Genomic DNA, 16,119 nt, shown 5'->3' on the forward strand with positions numbered 1-16,119 from the left:
GAGACTCCCATGCAGATCCACAAGTACGACACCGTGATCGTCGGCGCCGGCGGCGCGGGCATGCGCGCGGCCATCGAGTCGACGAAGCGCAGCCGCACCGCGGTGCTCACCAAGCTCTATCCGACCCGCTCCCACACCGGCGCCGCCCAGGGCGGCATGGCCGCCGCCCTCGCGAACGTCGAGGAGGACAACTGGGAGTGGCACACCTTCGACACGATCAAGGGCGGCGACTACCTGGTCGACCAGGACGCCGCCGAGATCCTGGCGAAGGAGGCCATCGACTCGGTCCTGGACCTCGAGAAGATGGGCCTGCCGTTCAACCGCACCCCCGAGGGCCGGATCGACCAGCGCCGCTTCGGCGGCCACTCCCGTAACCACGGCGAGGCCCCGGTGCGCCGGTCCTGCTATGCCGCGGACCGCACGGGCCACATGATCCTCCAGACCCTGTACCAGAACTGCGTGAAGGAGGGCGTGGAGTTCTTCAACGAGTTCTACGTCCTCGACCAGCTGATCACCGAGGTCGACGGGGTCAAGCGGTCGGCGGGCGTCGTCGCGTACGAGCTGGCCACCGGCGAGATCCACGTCTTCCAGGCGAAGGCGGTCGTCTACGCGTCCGGCGGCACCGGCAAGTTCTTCAAGGTGACGTCGAACGCCCACACGCTGACCGGTGACGGCCAGGCGTCCTGCTTCCGGCGCGGGATTCCGCTGGAGGACATGGAGTTCTTCCAGTTCCACCCGACCGGCATCTGGCGGATGGGCATCCTGCTGACGGAGGGCGCCCGCGGTGAGGGCGGCATCCTCCGTAACAAGGACGGCGAGCGCTTCATGGAGAAGTACGCGCCGGTGATGAAGGACCTGGCCTCGCGCGACGTGGTCTCCCGGTCCATCTACACGGAGATCCGGGAGGGGCGTGGGTGTGGCCCGGAGGGCGACCACGTCTACCTGGACCTGACCCACCTGCCGCCGGAGCAGCTGGACGCGAAGCTCCCGGACATCACCGAGTTCGCGCGTACGTACCTGGGCATCGAGCCGTACACCGACCCGATCCCGATCCAGCCGACCGCGCACTACGCGATGGGCGGCATCCCGACGAACGTCGAGGGTGAGGTGCTCGCCGACAACACCACCGTCGTGCCGGGCCTCTACGCCGCCGGCGAGGTCGCGTGTGTGTCGGTGCACGGCGCCAACCGCCTCGGCACCAACTCGCTCCTCGACATCAACGTCTTCGGCCGCCGGGCCGGCATCGCCGCCGCGGACTACGCCTCGAAGGCCGACTTCGTCGAGCTGCCGGAGAACCCGGCCGAGTTCGTCGCCACCGAGGTGGAGCGGCTGCGCGACGCCACCGGCGACGAGCGGGTGTCGGACATCCGGCGCGAGCTGCAGGAGTGCATGGACGCCAACGTGATGGTCTTCCGTACGGAGCAGACCATCAAGACGGCCGTCGAGAAGATCGGCGAGCTGCGCGCCCGCTACAAGAACGTCTCGGTGCAGGACAAGGGCAAGCGCTTCAACACCGACCTGCTGGAGGCCATCGAGCTGGGCAACCTGCTCGACCTGGCCGAGGTCATGGCGGTCTCGGCGCTGGCCCGCAAGGAGTCCCGCGGCGGTCACTACCGCGAGGACTACCCGAACCGCGACGACGTCAACTTCATGCGCCACACCATGGCGTACCGCGAGACCGAGTCCGACGGCAGCGAGTCGATCCGCCTGGACTACAAGCCGGTCGTCACGACCCGCTACCAGCCGATGGAGCGTAAGTACTGATGAGCACTCCGACGATGGACAAGGTCGAGGCGGAGTCCGCCGCCTCGCCGTACATCACGGCCACCTTCCGGATCCGCCGCTTCAACCCGGAGATCGCGGCCGAGGCGGTCTGGGAAGACTTCACGATCGAGATCGACCCGAAGGAGCGCGTCCTCGACGCCCTCCACAAGATCAAGTGGGATGTGGACGGCACCCTGACCTTCCGCCGCTCCTGCGCCCACGGGATCTGCGGTTCGGACGCGATGCGCATCAACGGCCGCAACCGGCTGGCGTGCAAGACGCTGATCAAGGACCTCAGCCCGGAGAAGCCGATCTCGGTCGAGCCGATCAAGGGGCTTACGGTCCTGAAGGACCTGGTCGTCGACATGGACCCGTTCTTCCAGGCGTACCGCGATGTGATGCCGTTCCTGATCACGAGCGGCAATGAGCCGACGCGTGAGCGGCTGCAGTCGGCGGCGGACCGGGAGCGCTTCGACGACACGACGAAGTGCATCCTGTGCGCGGCCTGCACGTCCTCGTGCCCGGTCTTCTGGAACGACGGCCAGTACTTCGGCCCGGCGGCGATCGTCAACGCCCACCGCTTCATCTTCGACTCGCGCGACGAGGCGGGTGAGCAGCGGCTGGAGATCCTCAACGACCGCGACGGCGTGTGGCGCTGCCGTACGACCTTCAACTGCACCGACGCCTGCCCGCGCGGCATCGAGGTCACGAAGGCGATCCAGGAGGTCAAGCGGGCGCTGATCACCCGGCGCTTCTGACCTCGCGGCCGGCTCCGGCGTTTTTCCACCAGGGCCCCGCTTCCCCGTACTGGGGAGGCGGGGCTCTCGTGCGTTTGCGGTAGCGTTCCCGAAATCGCCCGGCCATTCGGATTGTCGGGGCGAAAAGTGGGGGGAATCGGCAGATGCTCTGTGTTTCGTGTCAGGCGCGCACGGTGTGCTGTCTGCACCGAGCCGTTGCCGAGACCGGGGGACCATCCGTTCTTCACCGGGGCGCCGGCCGCGGCGGAGGCCGGGCATCCGCCGCCACCGCCGCCGCCCGTCAGTCCGGCCTTTCGGCCGCTTCGCGGGCTCGCCATCGCGCTCACCGTGCTGCTGATCGTCGGGGCCGTGGTGGATCTGGTCTCGCTGGCCATCGGTGTGCACATGCGTGACCTGCTGGACCGGATCATGACCGCCTCGGACAGCGAGATCGACAGGGCCGACACCCTGTACGGGCTGGCCGGCATCGTGCAGACGATCTGCTTCCTTGCCATCGCCACGGTGTTCATCGTCTGGTTCCATCGCGCCCGCAAGAACGCCGAGTTGTTCGACGTGGGGCAGCTGCGCAGCTCTGCCGGCTGGGCCATCGGGTCCTGGTTCATCCCGATCGGCAACCTGGCGGGGGGCGCCCGGCAGGCCTGGGGCCGGTCACGGCGTGGTGGCTGACCTTCATCGTGGCTTCGTGGAGCGGATGGGTCGCGGGGACCCGGTACCAGGCCGCCGACACGGCCGACGCCGTCAGCTCCGCGACGGCCGGGTACACGGCCGCCGTGCTGGCGATCCTGTACATACGGAAGCTCAGCGGCATGCAGGAGACCAAGCAGCACGCGCTGGCCGGCCAGTACTTCTGACGGTCACCGGCTCCGGCTTCGGCTTCGGCTCCGGCTCACTGGCCGAAGGTGCCGTACAGCGCGACCGCCAGCGCCAGCAGCCCCGTCAGCGCGGCGATCGAGGGCAGCGGCCAGCGGGCCTGTTCCAGGATCTCCAGCCGGTGGTCGTGGTCGTCGAGGACCTTCTCGGCCTGGTCGGCGCGCTGCAGCAGCAGCGCGAGGTCGCCGCGGGTGGTCGCGAAGCCGACGTCGACGGCGCTGCGCAGGCGCTCCAACTCCAGCGCTACGCCGTGGGCTTCGGCGACACCGAGGGCTTCCGGTGGTGGTTCGGTCATGGGGCAGGACTCCCTTCGAACGAGCATTCGATTATAGCTGAGTCGAGGCCCTTTCTGCTGGCATATGCCGCCCCGGTGATACCGTGCGCCGATGTCTGACATCGCACCACCCCCGCGCCGCGGCGTCCTGGTCACCGGCGCCTCCCGCGGCATCGGCCGCGCCGTCGCCACCGCCTTCGCCGCCGCGGGCGACCGGGTCGCGGTCCACTACGCGTCGCGGCGCGAAGACGCCGAGGCCACGCTGCAGGGGCTGGCGGGAGACGGGCACGTACTCGTCGGCGGCGACGTGTCCGATCCGGCGGCGGCGGCCCGTATCGTCGACGAGGCGGTGGCGGGGCTGGGCGGCACGCTGCACGTGCTGGTCAACAACGCCGCCGTGAATCTGGCGCAGCCGATCGCCGAGATCTCGTACGAGGACTGGCAGGCGGTCTGGGAGCGGACGGTCGCGGTGAATCTGACCGGCACCGCGAATGTCTCGTACTGCGCCGCCCGCCACATGATCGACGCGGGCGTCCGGGACGGCCGGATCGTCAACGTCGGCTCCCGCGGCGCGTATCGGGGCGAGCCCGACCACCCCGCGTACGGCGCGACCAAGGCCGGCGTCCACGCGCTCGGCCAGTCCCTCGCCGTGGCGCTCGCGCCGCACGGCATCGCGGTCGCGTCCGTCGCGCCGGGCTTCGTGGCGACCGAGCGGGTCGCGGACCGGGTGACGGAGGAGACGCTGCGGCAGAGCCCGTTCGGCCGGGTGGCACGCCCCGAGGAGATCGCCGCCGCCGTCCGGCACCTCGCGTCGCCGGAGGCGACGTGGAGCTCGGGCGCGGTGCTGGACGTCAACGGGGCGTCGTATTTGAGGTGAGCACGGGTCCTACGGGCGGGTCTCGCCCCGCAGTTCCGCGATCGCCTGCTCGATGCGGCGGGTCCGGGTCTCGGGCTTCTTCGCGGCGTCGATGGTGAGGACGTGCTTTCGTTTACGGCCCTGGGGCAGGCGGTCGTAGGCGGCGCGGGCGGCCTGGTCGGCGGCCAGGGCGCGGGCGAAGTCGGCGGGTTCTGTCACGGTCCGGGGCTCGGTGTCGAGGCGCAGGTCGACCTCGATCTCGTCGCCGACGGCGACGCCGGCGGCCTGGCGGTTGGCGTTGCTGAGGCCGAGGAGATTGCGGCCGCGCATGATGGCGACGCGGCTCTTCCAGGTGTGGCCGTTGATCGTGATGGTCACCGGCGGGCGCTTGCCGCCGCCGAGCGACTCGACGACCTCGGGCGGGACCTCCAGGCCGCGCATGGGCTCCGGCGGCTCGACGTGCGTACGGAACTTCATGCCGGCTCCCTGGTCGGTGAGGTGAGGGTGTGTCGTACACGCTACGACCGGCCCGGGGCCTGCGGCTTCTTTGATCCTGACCGCTTGCGGCTCTGCGCCTCTGCGGCGATCAGGGCCTGAGGGTGATCTGGCGCTCGCCGGCGTACGTCGTGTGCGAGGTGATGCGGCGCGGGGCGCGCAGGCCCTCGTGTGCCGCGTAGAGCCGGCGCGCCGCGGGGAAGTCGCCCTCGGCGCCCGCGGCCGCGGCGGCGTCGAGGACGTCGTAGTCGGCGGGTCCGAGCAGCTCGAGCTCGGCCTCGGCCAGGCCCCAGCCGTCCCAGGGCAGGACCTCGACGCCGTTCAGGGCGGCGAGGTCCCGGACCACGCTCGCCTTGACGAAGTCGAGGCCGCTCAGGCGCACGACACCGACGCCGTACGCCGCAGGGTCCGCCCGACCCGTACGACACCGCCGCCAGGCCTCCCCCGCGACGACGAAGCGGTCGCGCGGCACATCGAACGGATCGAAGCCCAGCTCCCACTGCCACGCCGCATCCGGGTCCGGCACCACCTGCGGATCGGTCAGAACCCAGCCGCGGGCGTCGTCCCACCACTCGGTGACCCAGTGGTCCTCGTACGTGCCGGGCACCAAGTAGGCCGCGAAGCCACAGCGGATACGGGCCGGCGTGCCCGTATGCCGCAGCAGCGCGCAGTGCAGGAGCGCGAAGTCCCGACAGGTGCCGGCGAAGCGCTCGACGGGCGACCGCGGAGCCTTCGCAACCGGCAGCCCACCACTGCGCCCCCGATCCAGCACCATCATCTCGTCGACATACCGCGTCTCCGCCTCCTCCGCCTTACGCCCGGCGGCGAGCTCGACCCCATAGCGCCCGGCGGCCTCCTCGCGGTGAATGACCAGGCCGCGTACGAGCCGGGCCAGCGCCGTCGGCTCGTGCGGCAGTCCGGAGTCGTCGAACGGCCCGGGCTCCGAGGCGCCCGACTGCCGGATATAGAAGGCCCGTTGGGTGACATCCATGCCCGGGACCGTATGCCCTGCCCCAGGGACAGGGTCCAGGCGGGGCCGACTTGAACACGTTCAAGAAGAGGGCTACAGTCCTACCCGTAGCCTCTTTTGAACACGTTCAAGAAAGGGCGTGGCAAGGCATGGATCTCACCGTCACCACCTACGTCGTCTACATCGGCGTCAGCCTCGGCCTGACCGTCTGGGTCGCCCGCACCCTCAGCCGGAACGGGCAGATCTTCCTCGCCGACGTGCTGCGCGGCAGCGAGACGCTCGCGGCCGCCGTCAACCACCTGCTGGTGGTTGGCTTCTACCTGGTCAACCTCGGCTTCGTCGCCCTGTACCTGAAGACCGCCGACGCCGTCGACGACGGCCGCGGCCTCGTCGAGGCGCTCTCGGTGAAGCTCGGGGTCGTCCTGCTCGTGCTCGGCGTCATGCACCTCGGCAACGTCTACGTCCTCAGCCGCATCCGCCGCCGCGGCCTGCTCGAGCGCGAGCAGGTGCCGCCGGTGCAGCCGGACGCGTGGACCGACCCGGCGCGGGCCTGAGCATGCGGGCCCCGACCGCCGTCCACGGGCTGACCGTCCTCTACGACGCCGACTGCAAGCTGTGCACCTTCGTGCGCAACTGGCTCTCCGGACAGGCCCAGCTCGTCCGTCTCACCCTCATCCCCTGCGGCTCGGTCACGGCCCGCCGCCGCTTCCCGGGCCTCGACCACGCTGCCACCCGTGAGGAGATCACCGTGGTCGGGGACGGCGGGCAGGTCTATCGGGGCGCCTCCGCCTGGATCGTCTGCCTGTGGGCGCTGGCCAAGTACCGCCCCCTCGCCCACCGCCTCAGCTCCGGCGCCGGCGCGCAGGCCGCCCGGGCGACGGTGCTGGCGGCGGCGCAGTGGCGGGGGGCGGCTCGACCGTGGGGCGGGGGCGCGTACGCGGACGGCTGGCGCTACGCCCCGGCGACCGGCTGGTCCCGGACCTGCCCCGACGGGTCCTGTGCCCCCGGTTAGGCTCGACCTGTGGACGACGCAGTGCCGACCGAGAAGGCCTCTGGCTCGCTTGCCAAGGGGGAGCAGACTCGCACGTTGATTCTGGAGACCGCTCTGCGGCTTTTTCAGGAGCGGGGTTATGACAAGACGACGATGCGGGCTATCGCTAGTGAGGCGGGGGTGTCGGTTGGTAATGCGTACTACTACTTCAAGAGCAAAGAGCACCTGATCCAGGGCTTTTACGATCGGATCGGTGAGGCGCACGCTGCCGCCGTGCAGGACGTGCTGGCTCGTGAGACCGATCTCGCCGCCCGACTGGAGGGGGTGCTGCTCGCGTGGCTGGATATTGCGGCGCCGTATCACGAGTTCGCGGCGCAGTTCTTCAAGAACGCCGCCGATCCGAACAGTCCGCTCAGCCCCTTCTCGCCCGAGTCCGAGGAGCCGCGTGAGGCGACGGTCGAGCTGCACCGGCAGGTGCTGGCGGGGTCGAAGGCTGCGCTCGTGCCCGAGCTGCGGGAGTTGATGCCGCAGCTGATGTGGCTGCATCAGATGGGGATCGTGCTGTATTGGGTCTTCGATCGCACCGAGGACTGCGAGCGGACGCGGCGGCTGGTGCAGCGGTCGTCGCCGATGGTGGCGCGCGCCATCGATCTGTCCCGGTATCGGCTGCTTCGGCCGCTCGCCCGCGAAGTGGCGGACATCCTGCATGACTTCATTCTTCCGGCGGCGGGCATGGCCGCGGAGAGGGCTCCGGCGACGGCCCGGCGGAAGACGCGGCGCAAGAAGGACTGAGGGTTCCAACCCCAGGGGCGAATGGGGGGTTTCCCCCACCGGACTGGGGGGTCACCCGGATCGTTCGGGCGCGGCCTGGTCTCTAGGTTCATGGGTGAGATCGCGGACAGCGATTCGGACCCGCCCCGGAGGCCATCGTGACCACGCAGCAGCAGCGCACGCAGCAGCAGTCGCCGCGCCGTGCGGCCATCGCGGCCTTCGTTCGCTTTGTCGTCTGCGGTGGCGGGGTCGGCCTGGCGTCGAGCGGTGCGCTGGTACTGCTCGACGGGCGGATGCCGCTGGTCGTCGCCAACGCCCTGATCACCGTGGTCTCCACGCTCCTCGCCACCGAACTGCACGGCCGCATCTCGTTCCGCAGCGACCGCGGCGGCTGGGGCGTACACCTCCAGTCGGCGCTCACCGTCGCGGTGAGCTACGCCTTCACGACGGGCGCGCTGCTCGCCCTGCACGCGGTCCAGTCCGCGCCGTCGGCGCTGACCGAGCAGACCGTGTACCTGACGTCGTCCGCGCTGGCCGGACTCGGCCGCTTCGCGGTGCTGCGCGCGGTGGTCTACGCGGACCGCAGGACGCCGGCACCGGCGGCGGCGGCTCCGGTCGCGAAGCCGGCACCTGCCGCAAAGCCGGTGCTGCGCAAGGTGATTGCCGGTAACACCGCCGTGGCAATCGCCGCCTGAGCCCCACAGGAGCGGGGGAGGACCGCCGCGCGGCCCTCCCCCACCCGAGCTCAGTTCACCGTGATCCGTACCGCACCAGTCGTCAGGTCACCCGTGTCGTCCGTCACCGTCAGATGCGCCGTGTACGTCCCCTTTCTCGTGTACGTATGCGTAGCCGTCGCCCCGCCGTCAGCGGCCGAGTTGTCGCCGAAGTTCCAGTGGTGCTTGGTGGCCGTACGGCCCGGTGGCAGCGTCACCGTGCCCGCCAGGGACACCTCCAGCGGCGCCGTGCCCTCCGCCGGGGTCGACGTCAGCGACACCTTGGCGGCGGACTCCTTCTCCGCGCCCGGGCCGTTGAAGTGCAGCCAGTCGAGCCCCAGCAGGTCCGGGCCCTCCGCCGTCCACGCCGGGTTGGTGAAGACCGCGTAGATCTTCTCCACCCCGCCGGGGTCGGTCAGGTCCACCGTCGGGGAGATGACGTTCCCGTAGCCGCCCGTCGGTGGGATCGTCGCCTTGCCCAGCAGCGGCCCGTCCGGGGCGCCCGAGCGGAATTCCACGTCGCCGCCGATGCCGCCGGAGGACGCGCCGACCGTGACCGAGTCGATCCCGGTGAGGTTCCCGGGGTCGAGGGCGATCCAGTCGCCGTGCTCGATCTCGCCGAGGCGCTTGCCGCCGGAGGCGTCGTCCCTGCTGAGGGTCTCGGCGCCGCCGTGTGCGCCGCCGGTGGCGTTGCGGTGCTCGGCCTCGCGGTACTTCTGCCGCAGGGTCAGCGCCGATGAGCCGACGAGGCTCGGCACGCCGTCGGCGCCCTTGTCCTCGTACTGGGCGCTGATGCCGTAATAGAGATTCTGGCCGGGGCCGTGGCTGTCGCCGGGGTCGGTCTTGATCTCGCCCGCGCAGCCCGTGTAGTTGTCCAGCGGATGCAGGTGGCTGTCATGGCCGAGCTGCGACTGGACGACGACCCGGGAGCAGTCGATCGTCCCGTCCTCCGCGTCCTTGACCTCGACCTTGAACGGGACCGTATCGCCGAAGTCGAACATGCCGCCGTCCGGTGGCGTCGTGATGGTCACCTCGGGTCTCGTATTACCGACCGTGATCTTCTGGCTGGCGATGCCGGTCAGCTCCGGCGGGCCCTCCACCGTCAGGCTGGCGTTGTACTGCCCCTTCGTCTCGTACGTGTGCGTCGGATTCGGCTCGGTGGAGTCGGTCGTGCCGTCGCCGTCGAAGTCCCAGGCGTATGTGATCGGTTCGCCACCGGGGGCGTTCGAGCCCTCGCTGGAGAACTTGACCGTCAGCGGCCCGGGGCCGGAGTCGGGGGATGCCGACATTTTCGCCACCGGCGGTCGCCCCTCGGCGACGTAATCGATGCGATAGATGCCCGCGCCCTCGTTGCTGCCGCCGCGCCCGGTGCCGCTGCCCTCGCCGAAGTCGATGACGTAGAGCGAGCCGTCCGGGCCGAAGTGCGCCTCGAAGGGCTGGATCCAGTCCATGTCCTCGAAGATGCCGTTGATGGACTGCAGGTCACCGGCCTTGGCGTCGGGGAAGCGGGGGTCGGTGAACTTCTGGTCCTTCTGCTGGATCGAGAAGGTCTTGAACCACTTCCGGGTGAGCTCGTAGGTGATCCACTTGTTCTCGAAGTACTCCGGGAACTTGGTCTTGCTGTCCAGCTTCGGGTCGTAGTCGTAGACCGGGCCGCTCATCGGCCCGCCGCCGCCCGTGCCCAGCTCGGGGAATTCCGCCGAGGCGGAGTAGGCGTACCAGACGGTGGCCGGCTGGGCGGGTGGCAGCTCGGTCTTGCCGGTGTTGTTCGGGGAGTCGTTCTTCAGCGCGCCGCAGTCGAATTTCGCGCCGGACTTCTTGGTGGCGAAGTCGTAGTCGTTGAACGGGGTGTTGTTGCCCACGCAGTACGGCCAGCCGTGGTTGCCCGGCTCGGTGAGGCGGGTGTACTCGACCGTGCCCTCAGGGCCGCGGTCCGGGTTGGCGGCGCGCGCGTCGGGGCCGTAGTCGGCGACCAGGACGGCGCCGGAATGCGGGTCGGCGGTGATACGGAACGGGTTGCGGAAGCCCATCGCGTAGATCTCCGGGCGGGTCTTGTCCTCGCCCGCCGCGAAGAGATTGCCGTCCGGGACGGAGTAGCCGCCGTCGTCCTTCGGCGTGATCCGGAGGATCTTCCCGCGCAGGTCGTTCGTGTTGCCGGAGGTCCCCTGGGCGTCCCAGGCCCGCCGCCCTTCCCGCTCGTCGATCGGGGCGAAGCCGTCGGACTCGAAGGGGTCGGTGTTGTCGCCGGTGGCGACGAGGAGGTTGCCCTTGCTGTCGAAGGTGATCGAGCCCGCCATGTGTACGTTGGCGCGGCCCTCGCCGCGCCAGGTGGGCATGGTGAGCAGCACCTTCTGCGAGTCCGGGACCACCTTGCCGTCGTCGCCCATGGTGAAGCGGGACAGGTTGATCTGGGGTTTCTCCTTGTCGGAGTGGAGGAGATAGAGCCGGTTGTTCGTGCCGAAGTCCGGGTCGAGGGCGAGGCCGAGGAGGCCGTCGGACTGGCTGGTCATCTCCGGGGTGTAGTCGAAGTCCAGGGCGGTGGTGACGTTGAGCGTCTTCTGGTCCACCACCTTGAGCTCGCCGGTGCGCTGGGCGTAGAAGACCCGCTTGTCGGGGGCGACGGCCAGCTCGAAGGGGTCGGCGAGGTCCTCGTCGACCAGCGGGGTGCGCTGGAAGTTGCCGGTCTGGGTGGCCGAGCAGTCGCCGGGGGCGGCGCCGGCGGACCATTCGATGCCGCCGAGCAGATGCTCCAGGAAGGCCGGGTCGGCGAAGGACTCGGCGGCGTGGCCGCCGGCCGTGTACCAGGAGCGGCCGCCGTCGTATTTCTGGCACCAGGAGTACGGGTGGTCGACGCCCTCGTCGAGGCCGGTGACGCCATCCCGCACCTTGATCTGGGCGAGGGTGTGCACCTTGCCGGTCGGGTTGGTGCGGAAGTTGTACCACTCCTCCGTACGCTCCCAGAGCTCCGGCAGCCCCTTGGTGGAGGGGTGGACGCGGTCGAGCACCTTCACCCGGCCGGTCTGCGGCTCGGGGTGGTTGTCGAAGATCGCGCCGACCAGGCCCTCGTACCACTCCCAGTCGCGCTCGCTGGCCGCGGCGGAGTGCAGTCCGGTCCAGCCGCCGCCGGCCCGGATGAACTTCTGGAACGCGGCGCGCTGCTCTGCATTGAGCAGATCGCCCTTCTCCGGGGTGGAGTTGGTGTTGTTGAAGACGATCGTCTGGAACTCGGCGAGGTTCGCGTCGGTGAAGGCGGCCGCGTCGTCGGTGGCCACGACCTCGAAGTTGTGCTCGGCGCCGAGCTTCTTGACGGCCTCGATGCCGGCGGGGATGGAGTCGTGCTTCTCGTTGGTCACCTTGGAGAAGACCAGGACCCGGAACTCGGGCTCCTTGGCGGCCTCCGGGAAGTCGGCGGCGGTGGCGGTACCCATCCCGAGCATCCCGAGCAGCAGGGCTAAGAGGGCGATCAGGACGGTGAGGGGTGACAGGTGCGGTGACAGGGGCGGTCTGTGCGGGCGGCTCATCGATATCTCCCTGATCACTGGTCGTCGCGCGGGAGTTGGGTGAGGACGATGTCGCGGAACGACACCTCGTCGCCGTCGCCGTGGTTCTGCAGCCCGATGTGCCCGGGGTTCAGCCGGCGTTCGACGACGGTGTCGGTGAAGTCGTTGATCTTGACGCCGTTGAGGTAGACGCGGAGCCGGTCTCCCGTCACGACGAGGTCGAAGGTGTTCCACTCCCCCGGCGGGTGCAGCGCCGCGTCCCGGGCGGCGATGTCGGGGGCCTGGAATCCGTAGACGGATCCGGTGGTCTTCTCGGGCGCGTCGGTGGCGTCGATCTGCACCTCGAAGCCCTGGTTACGGATCGCGGGGTCGTCCCCGGCGGGGAAGCCGAGGTGCACGCCGGAGTTGTCGTCCCCGGACATGCGCCAGTCGAGGGTGAGGCGGTAGTCGCTGAACTCCCGGGCGGAGTAGTAGGTCAGCCCGAGCCCGCCGTACGAGGTCATGGCCCCGTCGCCGAGGGCGAAGCCGCCGGGTCCGGCCTGGCTCCAGCCGTCGGTGTGGGTGCCGTCGAAGAGGACGAGGCGGTGCGAGGAGGGTGCGTCGGCGGCCGCGGGTGCGGCCACCGGGAGGGAGCAGAGCGCGACCGCGGCGGCCAGGAGGGCGAGCGGCCTGCGCGTTCTGAGGTGCCTGGACAAGGTGGGGTCCTTCCGTCGTTGCAGCAAGCGCTTACTGACGGGGCCCTGACAAAGTAGGCGGATATTGCCCTGAGGTCAACGGACTTCGTCCACTGAGAGGTCAAACGACCTCGCGTCGCGGGCCCACGGCCCTTTCGGGTGAACGAGGGCGTACGAGACATGCCGCGCCCGACAGCCCTACCATGATGTTCTCGACACCGGCCCCAGGGAGGCATGTGATGTCCGCAGAAGCAGTTGAGCGGCTCCCTGCAGACCAGCCTCACGAGCGGTCTCTGCTTGAAGAGGCGAACCTGCTCGCGGAGCGGAACCCGGGCTACCGCGTCGAGATCATCGGAGGCGTCCTCGTCGTGACCCCACCCCCGGACGGCCCGCATGCGAACGCGCTGACCGACCTCATGATCCCCTTCCTCGCTGCCGGTCTGCACGGCGGCGAGACAAAGGTGCTCCAGGCCATCGGCCTGTGGCTCCCCGAGGGGCCCGATGACTACGCCATCCCCGACCTGGCAGTGGTCGACGCCGATCTCAACGAGCACCTCATCGAGAACAACTGCTATGACCCCCTGGCCTTTCGCCTCGTGGTCGAGGTCACTTCCAACAATTACCAGAGCGATATCCGCGACAAAGTCGCCGCCTACGCGAGCGCCCAACTCCCGGTCTACGTGATCATCAACCGCAAGCACCAGCGCGTGCACGTGCTCACCGACCCGGACTCAGGCGAGTACGCCACCCACCGCGTCCACGCCCCCGGCGAGATCGTCACCCTCCCCGAGTCCATCGGCGCCAAGGTGTCCATCGACGTGGCCGAGATCCTTGCCGCAGGCGAACCGCGGCCCCACAACTCGGCCGAGTCAGGCTGACGACGAACTCGGGCTGACTGCCCGGCTGACCCTCGTGGCCATGGCGGCCAAGTAGTCCACCAGCTCCCGCGGTTCGTGCACCTCGAAGGCGCAGCCCAGGATGGCCAGGCGGGCGGCGAGCCAGTCGACGGAGTCGGCTTCCGTGCGGTAGCGGCAGGTGGTGTCGTCGATGCGTTCCAGGTTGGCGGCCGAGTCGCCCAGGCGCGGGGCCAGTTCGCGGTACGGGGCGTGCAGCGTCACGTCCGCCGCGTAAGACGGCGGGGCCTGGCTCGACATGCGGTCGCCGATGTAGGTTGCCGCGTCCTTTGCCGGGAGGGTGCGCGGGGTGAAGCGGACCGCCGTAAGGAAGGGCTTCGTGATGCGGTCGACGCGGAAGATGCGCCAGTCGGTGCGGTCGAGGTCGAAGGCGAGGAAGTACCAGCGGCGGCCCGCCGAGACCAGGCCTTCCGGCTCGACCAGGCGCTTGGTCTCCGTGCCGTCCGCCGCCCGGTAGCCGAAGCGGAGCTTTTCGCGGGCGGCCGCGGCCGTGGCCAGCGTCGTCAGCACCGCCGGGTCGATCGACGGGCCGCCGCGCCAGCGGGTCAGCGTGGTCGTGGCCGTGCCCAGGGACTTGACCCGGCGGCGGAGGCGGGACGGGAGTACCTGCTCGAGCTTGGCCAGGGCCCGTACCGACGCCTCCTCCACCCCCTCCACCGACTGGCCGGCGGCCGCGCGCAGGCCGACCGCGATCGCCACCGCCTCGTCGTCCTCCAGGAGGAGCGGGGGGAGGGCGGCGCCGGCCACCAGGCGGTAGCCGCCGATGGCGCCCTGGGACGCCTCCACCGGATAGCCGAGGTCGCGGAGGCGGTCGATGTCGCGGCGGATCGTACGGGTCGAGACGCTGAGGCGGTCGGCGAGCTCGCTGCCGGGCCATTCGCGCGGGGTCTGGAGGAGGGAGAGCAGGTTCAGCAGGCGCTTCGGGGTGTCTGTCGTCATGTTTTCAGGGTCCCTCCTATCTAGGACATGACCTGTCCTATATGGCCTCTAGCTTATAAGCATGACCTTTCAGAACGCCCTAGAGGCGAAGAAGGATCGGCGTCGCTGGATCGCGCTCGCCGTCGTACTGACCGCGTCCTTCATGGACCTCGTGGACGCGACGATCGTCAACATCGCCCTCCCGGCGATCCGCGGCGACCTCGGTGCCTCGGCCAGCACCCTCCAGTGGGTGACGGCCGGTTACGCGCTCGCCTTCGCCATCGGCCTGATCACGGGCGGCCGGCTCGGCGACATCTACGGCCGCCGGAAGGTCTTCCTGCTCGGCATGGCCGGCTTCACCCTCGCGTCGCTGCTGTGCGGCATCGCCGCCGACCCGGGCATGCTGGTCGGGGCGCGGGTGCTGCAGGGCGCGACCGCGGCGCTGATGGTGCCGCAGGTGCTGAGCATCATGCACGTGACGTTCCCGGCGGAGGAGCGGGGCAAGGTCTTCGGGATGTTCGGCGCGGTCGTCGGGCTCGGGGCGGTGGCCGGGCCGCTGCTCGGCGCGCTGCTCACCGAGGCGGACATCCTCGGGCTCGGCTGGCGCCCGATCTTCCTCATCAACCTGCCCGTCGGCATCGCGGGACTGCTGCTCGGCGCGCGCTTCATCGACGAGTCGAAGGCGCCCGATGCGCTGCGACTGGATCTGATCGGCGTGGCTCTCGCCACGACCGGGCTGATGATGCTGCTCTACCCGCTGATCAACGGCCGCGAGCACAACTGGCCGACGTGGGGCTTCGTCTCGATGGGCGCGAGCCTGGCGGTGCTGGCCGGCTTCGTGGCGTACGAGCGGCGCAAGAAGGCCAAGGACGGGTCGCCGCTGGTGGAGCTGAGCCTCTTCAAGGACAAGCGCTTCGCGGCCGGTATCGGCGTCCAGGTCGCCTTCTCCACGACGCTCGGGATCTTCTTCCTGGTGTGGACGCTGTACATGCAGCTGGGTCTGGGTTGGACGGCGCTGCACGCCGGTCTGACCGGGCTGCCGTTCACCATCGTGTGCTCGGTGGCGGCGGGGATGAGCGTGCAGAAGCTGGTGCCGCGGTTCGGGGCGCGGGCGGTGCTGCAGGGTGGTGCGGTGACGATGATCGCGGGCGTGCTGCTGTACTTGGCGGCTTCTTCGCGGTACGGGCTGGAGATCTCCTCGCTGCAGATGGCGGTGCCGCTGGCGCTGATGGGTGGCGGCATGGGGATGGTCTTCTCGGTGCTGACCGACACGATTCTGTCGGGGGCGCCGGGGCGGCATGCGGGGTCGGCGTCCGGGCTGATCAACACGACCAATCAGCTGGGGTTCGCCTTTGGGCTCGGGCTGACTTCGGTGGCGTTCTTCAATGTGGTCGACGAGAAGGTGGCGGTGTACGGGCGGCCGGGGCCGGCGTTTGTGGATGGTTTTCAGACGTCGATGTGGTGGGTCGCTGGGATTCTGGTGGTGGTTGCGGTGCTGATGGCGGCGCTGCCGAGGCGCGTGGCCGCGCCCAGCGAGTCCGGTGTGGCCGCGGCGGCGGAGGGCGAGCGGGAGCTCGCGGGCGTCTGAGGCCTGGCGCGATCGATCGACCCCCGGCAGCGGCCGCCCCGTCGCCGGGGGTTTTTCTTCCCA

General features: G+C 69.9%; 16 protein-coding genes and 1 pseudogene. 11 read left to right on the forward strand and 6 right to left on the reverse strand.

The window, feature by feature from the left end:
* The first annotated feature begins 9 nt into the window (after positions 1 to 9).
* The 4 genes from sdhA (at position 10) to G5C51_RS11030 (ending at position 3,373) form a co-directional block, all read left to right on the forward strand.
* Positions 10 to 1,764, forward strand: coding sequence for a succinate dehydrogenase flavoprotein subunit (gene sdhA / locus G5C51_RS11015; protein ID WP_165235720.1), 1,755 nt, complete (start codon positions 10 to 12; stop codon positions 1,762 to 1,764).
* Positions 1,764 to 2,522 carry a succinate dehydrogenase iron-sulfur subunit gene (locus G5C51_RS11020; RefSeq protein ID WP_165235722.1) on the forward strand — a complete coding sequence of 253 codons (759 nt, stop codon included), beginning with the start codon at positions 1,764 to 1,766 and terminating at the stop codon, positions 2,520 to 2,522. The genes sdhA and G5C51_RS11020 overlap by 1 nt, the downstream gene beginning before the upstream one ends.
* 327 nt (positions 2,523 to 2,849) lie before the next feature.
* The gene (locus G5C51_RS11025) at positions 2,850 to 3,188 is read left to right on the forward strand and encodes a DUF4328 domain-containing protein (RefSeq protein ID WP_165235724.1); all 339 of its coding nucleotides are present in this window, start codon (positions 2,850 to 2,852) and stop codon (positions 3,186 to 3,188) included.
* An 8-nt stretch (positions 3,189 to 3,196) separates the two neighbouring features.
* Positions 3,197 to 3,373, forward strand: coding sequence for a hypothetical protein (locus tag G5C51_RS11030; RefSeq protein ID WP_165235726.1), 177 nt, complete (start codon positions 3,197 to 3,199; stop codon positions 3,371 to 3,373).
* Positions 3,374 to 3,408: 35 nt separating this feature from the next.
* Here the strand turns inward: G5C51_RS11030 and G5C51_RS11035 are convergent, their stop codons facing one another.
* Positions 3,409 to 3,687 (reverse strand): hypothetical protein, encoded by a 279-nt coding sequence (locus tag G5C51_RS11035; RefSeq protein WP_165235728.1) that lies wholly within the window; start codon positions 3,685 to 3,687, stop codon positions 3,409 to 3,411.
* Positions 3,688 to 3,778: 91 nt separating this feature from the next.
* On the opposite strand from G5C51_RS11035, the gene G5C51_RS11040 reads away from it, so the two are divergent.
* Positions 3,779 to 4,543: an SDR family NAD(P)-dependent oxidoreductase gene (locus G5C51_RS11040; protein ID WP_165235730.1), complete on the forward strand. Its 765-nt coding sequence runs from the start codon at positions 3,779 to 3,781 to the stop codon at positions 4,541 to 4,543.
* 9 nt (positions 4,544 to 4,552) lie between these two features.
* On the opposite strand, the gene G5C51_RS11045 is transcribed toward G5C51_RS11040, so the two are convergent.
* Both G5C51_RS11045 and G5C51_RS11050 read right to left on the reverse strand, forming a co-directional pair.
* Complete coding sequence (locus G5C51_RS11045) at positions 4,553 to 4,999, reverse strand: YdeI/OmpD-associated family protein (protein ID WP_165235732.1); 447 nt, start codon at positions 4,997 to 4,999, stop codon at positions 4,553 to 4,555.
* 109 nt (positions 5,000 to 5,108) lie between these two features.
* Positions 5,109 to 6,008, reverse strand: a complete 900-nt coding sequence (locus G5C51_RS11050) for a transglutaminase-like domain-containing protein (protein WP_165235735.1) — start codon at positions 6,006 to 6,008, stop codon at positions 5,109 to 5,111.
* A gap of 128 nt (positions 6,009 to 6,136) precedes the next feature.
* Between G5C51_RS11050 and G5C51_RS11055 the strand changes: the two genes are divergently transcribed.
* The 4 genes from G5C51_RS11055 to G5C51_RS11070 all read left to right on the forward strand — a co-directional run bounded on the left by G5C51_RS11055 (position 6,137) and on the right by G5C51_RS11070 (position 8,444).
* Positions 6,137 to 6,541: a hypothetical protein gene (locus G5C51_RS11055; RefSeq protein WP_165235738.1), complete on the forward strand. Its 405-nt coding sequence runs from the start codon at positions 6,137 to 6,139 to the stop codon at positions 6,539 to 6,541.
* A 2-nt stretch (positions 6,542 to 6,543) separates the two neighbouring features.
* Positions 6,544 to 6,999 (forward strand): thiol-disulfide oxidoreductase DCC family protein, encoded by a 456-nt coding sequence (locus G5C51_RS11060; protein ID WP_165235787.1) that lies wholly within the window; start codon positions 6,544 to 6,546, stop codon positions 6,997 to 6,999.
* A 9-nt stretch (positions 7,000 to 7,008) separates the two neighbouring features.
* On the forward strand, positions 7,009 to 7,770 hold the full coding sequence (locus G5C51_RS11065) for a TetR family transcriptional regulator (protein WP_165235741.1): 762 nt from the start codon (positions 7,009 to 7,011) through the stop codon (positions 7,768 to 7,770).
* A 137-nt stretch (positions 7,771 to 7,907) separates the two neighbouring features.
* Positions 7,908 to 8,444 (forward strand): GtrA domain-containing protein, encoded by a 537-nt coding sequence (locus G5C51_RS11070; RefSeq protein ID WP_165235744.1) that lies wholly within the window; start codon positions 7,908 to 7,910, stop codon positions 8,442 to 8,444.
* 50 nt (positions 8,445 to 8,494) lie between these two features.
* Here G5C51_RS11070 and G5C51_RS11075 read toward each other — a convergent pair whose 3' ends face one another.
* Both G5C51_RS11075 and G5C51_RS11080 read right to left on the reverse strand, forming a co-directional pair.
* The gene (locus G5C51_RS11075) at positions 8,495 to 11,983 is read right to left on the reverse strand and encodes a ThuA domain-containing protein (protein ID WP_165235747.1); all 3,489 of its coding nucleotides are present in this window, start codon (positions 11,981 to 11,983) and stop codon (positions 8,495 to 8,497) included.
* 14 nt (positions 11,984 to 11,997) lie between these two features.
* Positions 11,998 to 12,537 (reverse strand): annotated as a pseudogene (locus G5C51_RS11080) (3-keto-disaccharide hydrolase); the annotation flags it as partial.
* A gap of 338 nt (positions 12,538 to 12,875) precedes the next feature.
* On the opposite strand from G5C51_RS11080, the gene G5C51_RS11085 reads away from it, so the two are divergent.
* Positions 12,876 to 13,514, forward strand: coding sequence for a Uma2 family endonuclease (locus G5C51_RS11085; protein ID WP_165235749.1), 639 nt, complete (start codon positions 12,876 to 12,878; stop codon positions 13,512 to 13,514).
* On the opposite strand, the gene G5C51_RS11090 is transcribed toward G5C51_RS11085, so the two are convergent.
* Positions 13,506 to 14,489, reverse strand: coding sequence for a helix-turn-helix transcriptional regulator (locus G5C51_RS11090; RefSeq protein ID WP_165235752.1), 984 nt, complete (start codon positions 14,487 to 14,489; stop codon positions 13,506 to 13,508). The genes G5C51_RS11085 and G5C51_RS11090 overlap by 9 nt on opposite strands.
* 61 nt (positions 14,490 to 14,550) lie before the next feature.
* Here G5C51_RS11090 and G5C51_RS11095 point away from each other — a divergent pair, with 61 nt between their 5' ends.
* Positions 14,551 to 16,056 carry an MFS transporter gene (locus G5C51_RS11095; protein ID WP_165235755.1) on the forward strand — a complete coding sequence of 502 codons (1,506 nt, stop codon included), beginning with the start codon at positions 14,551 to 14,553 and terminating at the stop codon, positions 16,054 to 16,056.
* Positions 16,057 to 16,119: the final 63 nt, after the last annotated feature.

This window comes from Streptomyces coryli, from assembly GCF_011044975.1.
Classification (GTDB): Bacteria; Actinomycetota; Actinomycetes; order Streptomycetales; family Streptomycetaceae; genus Streptomyces; species Streptomyces coryli.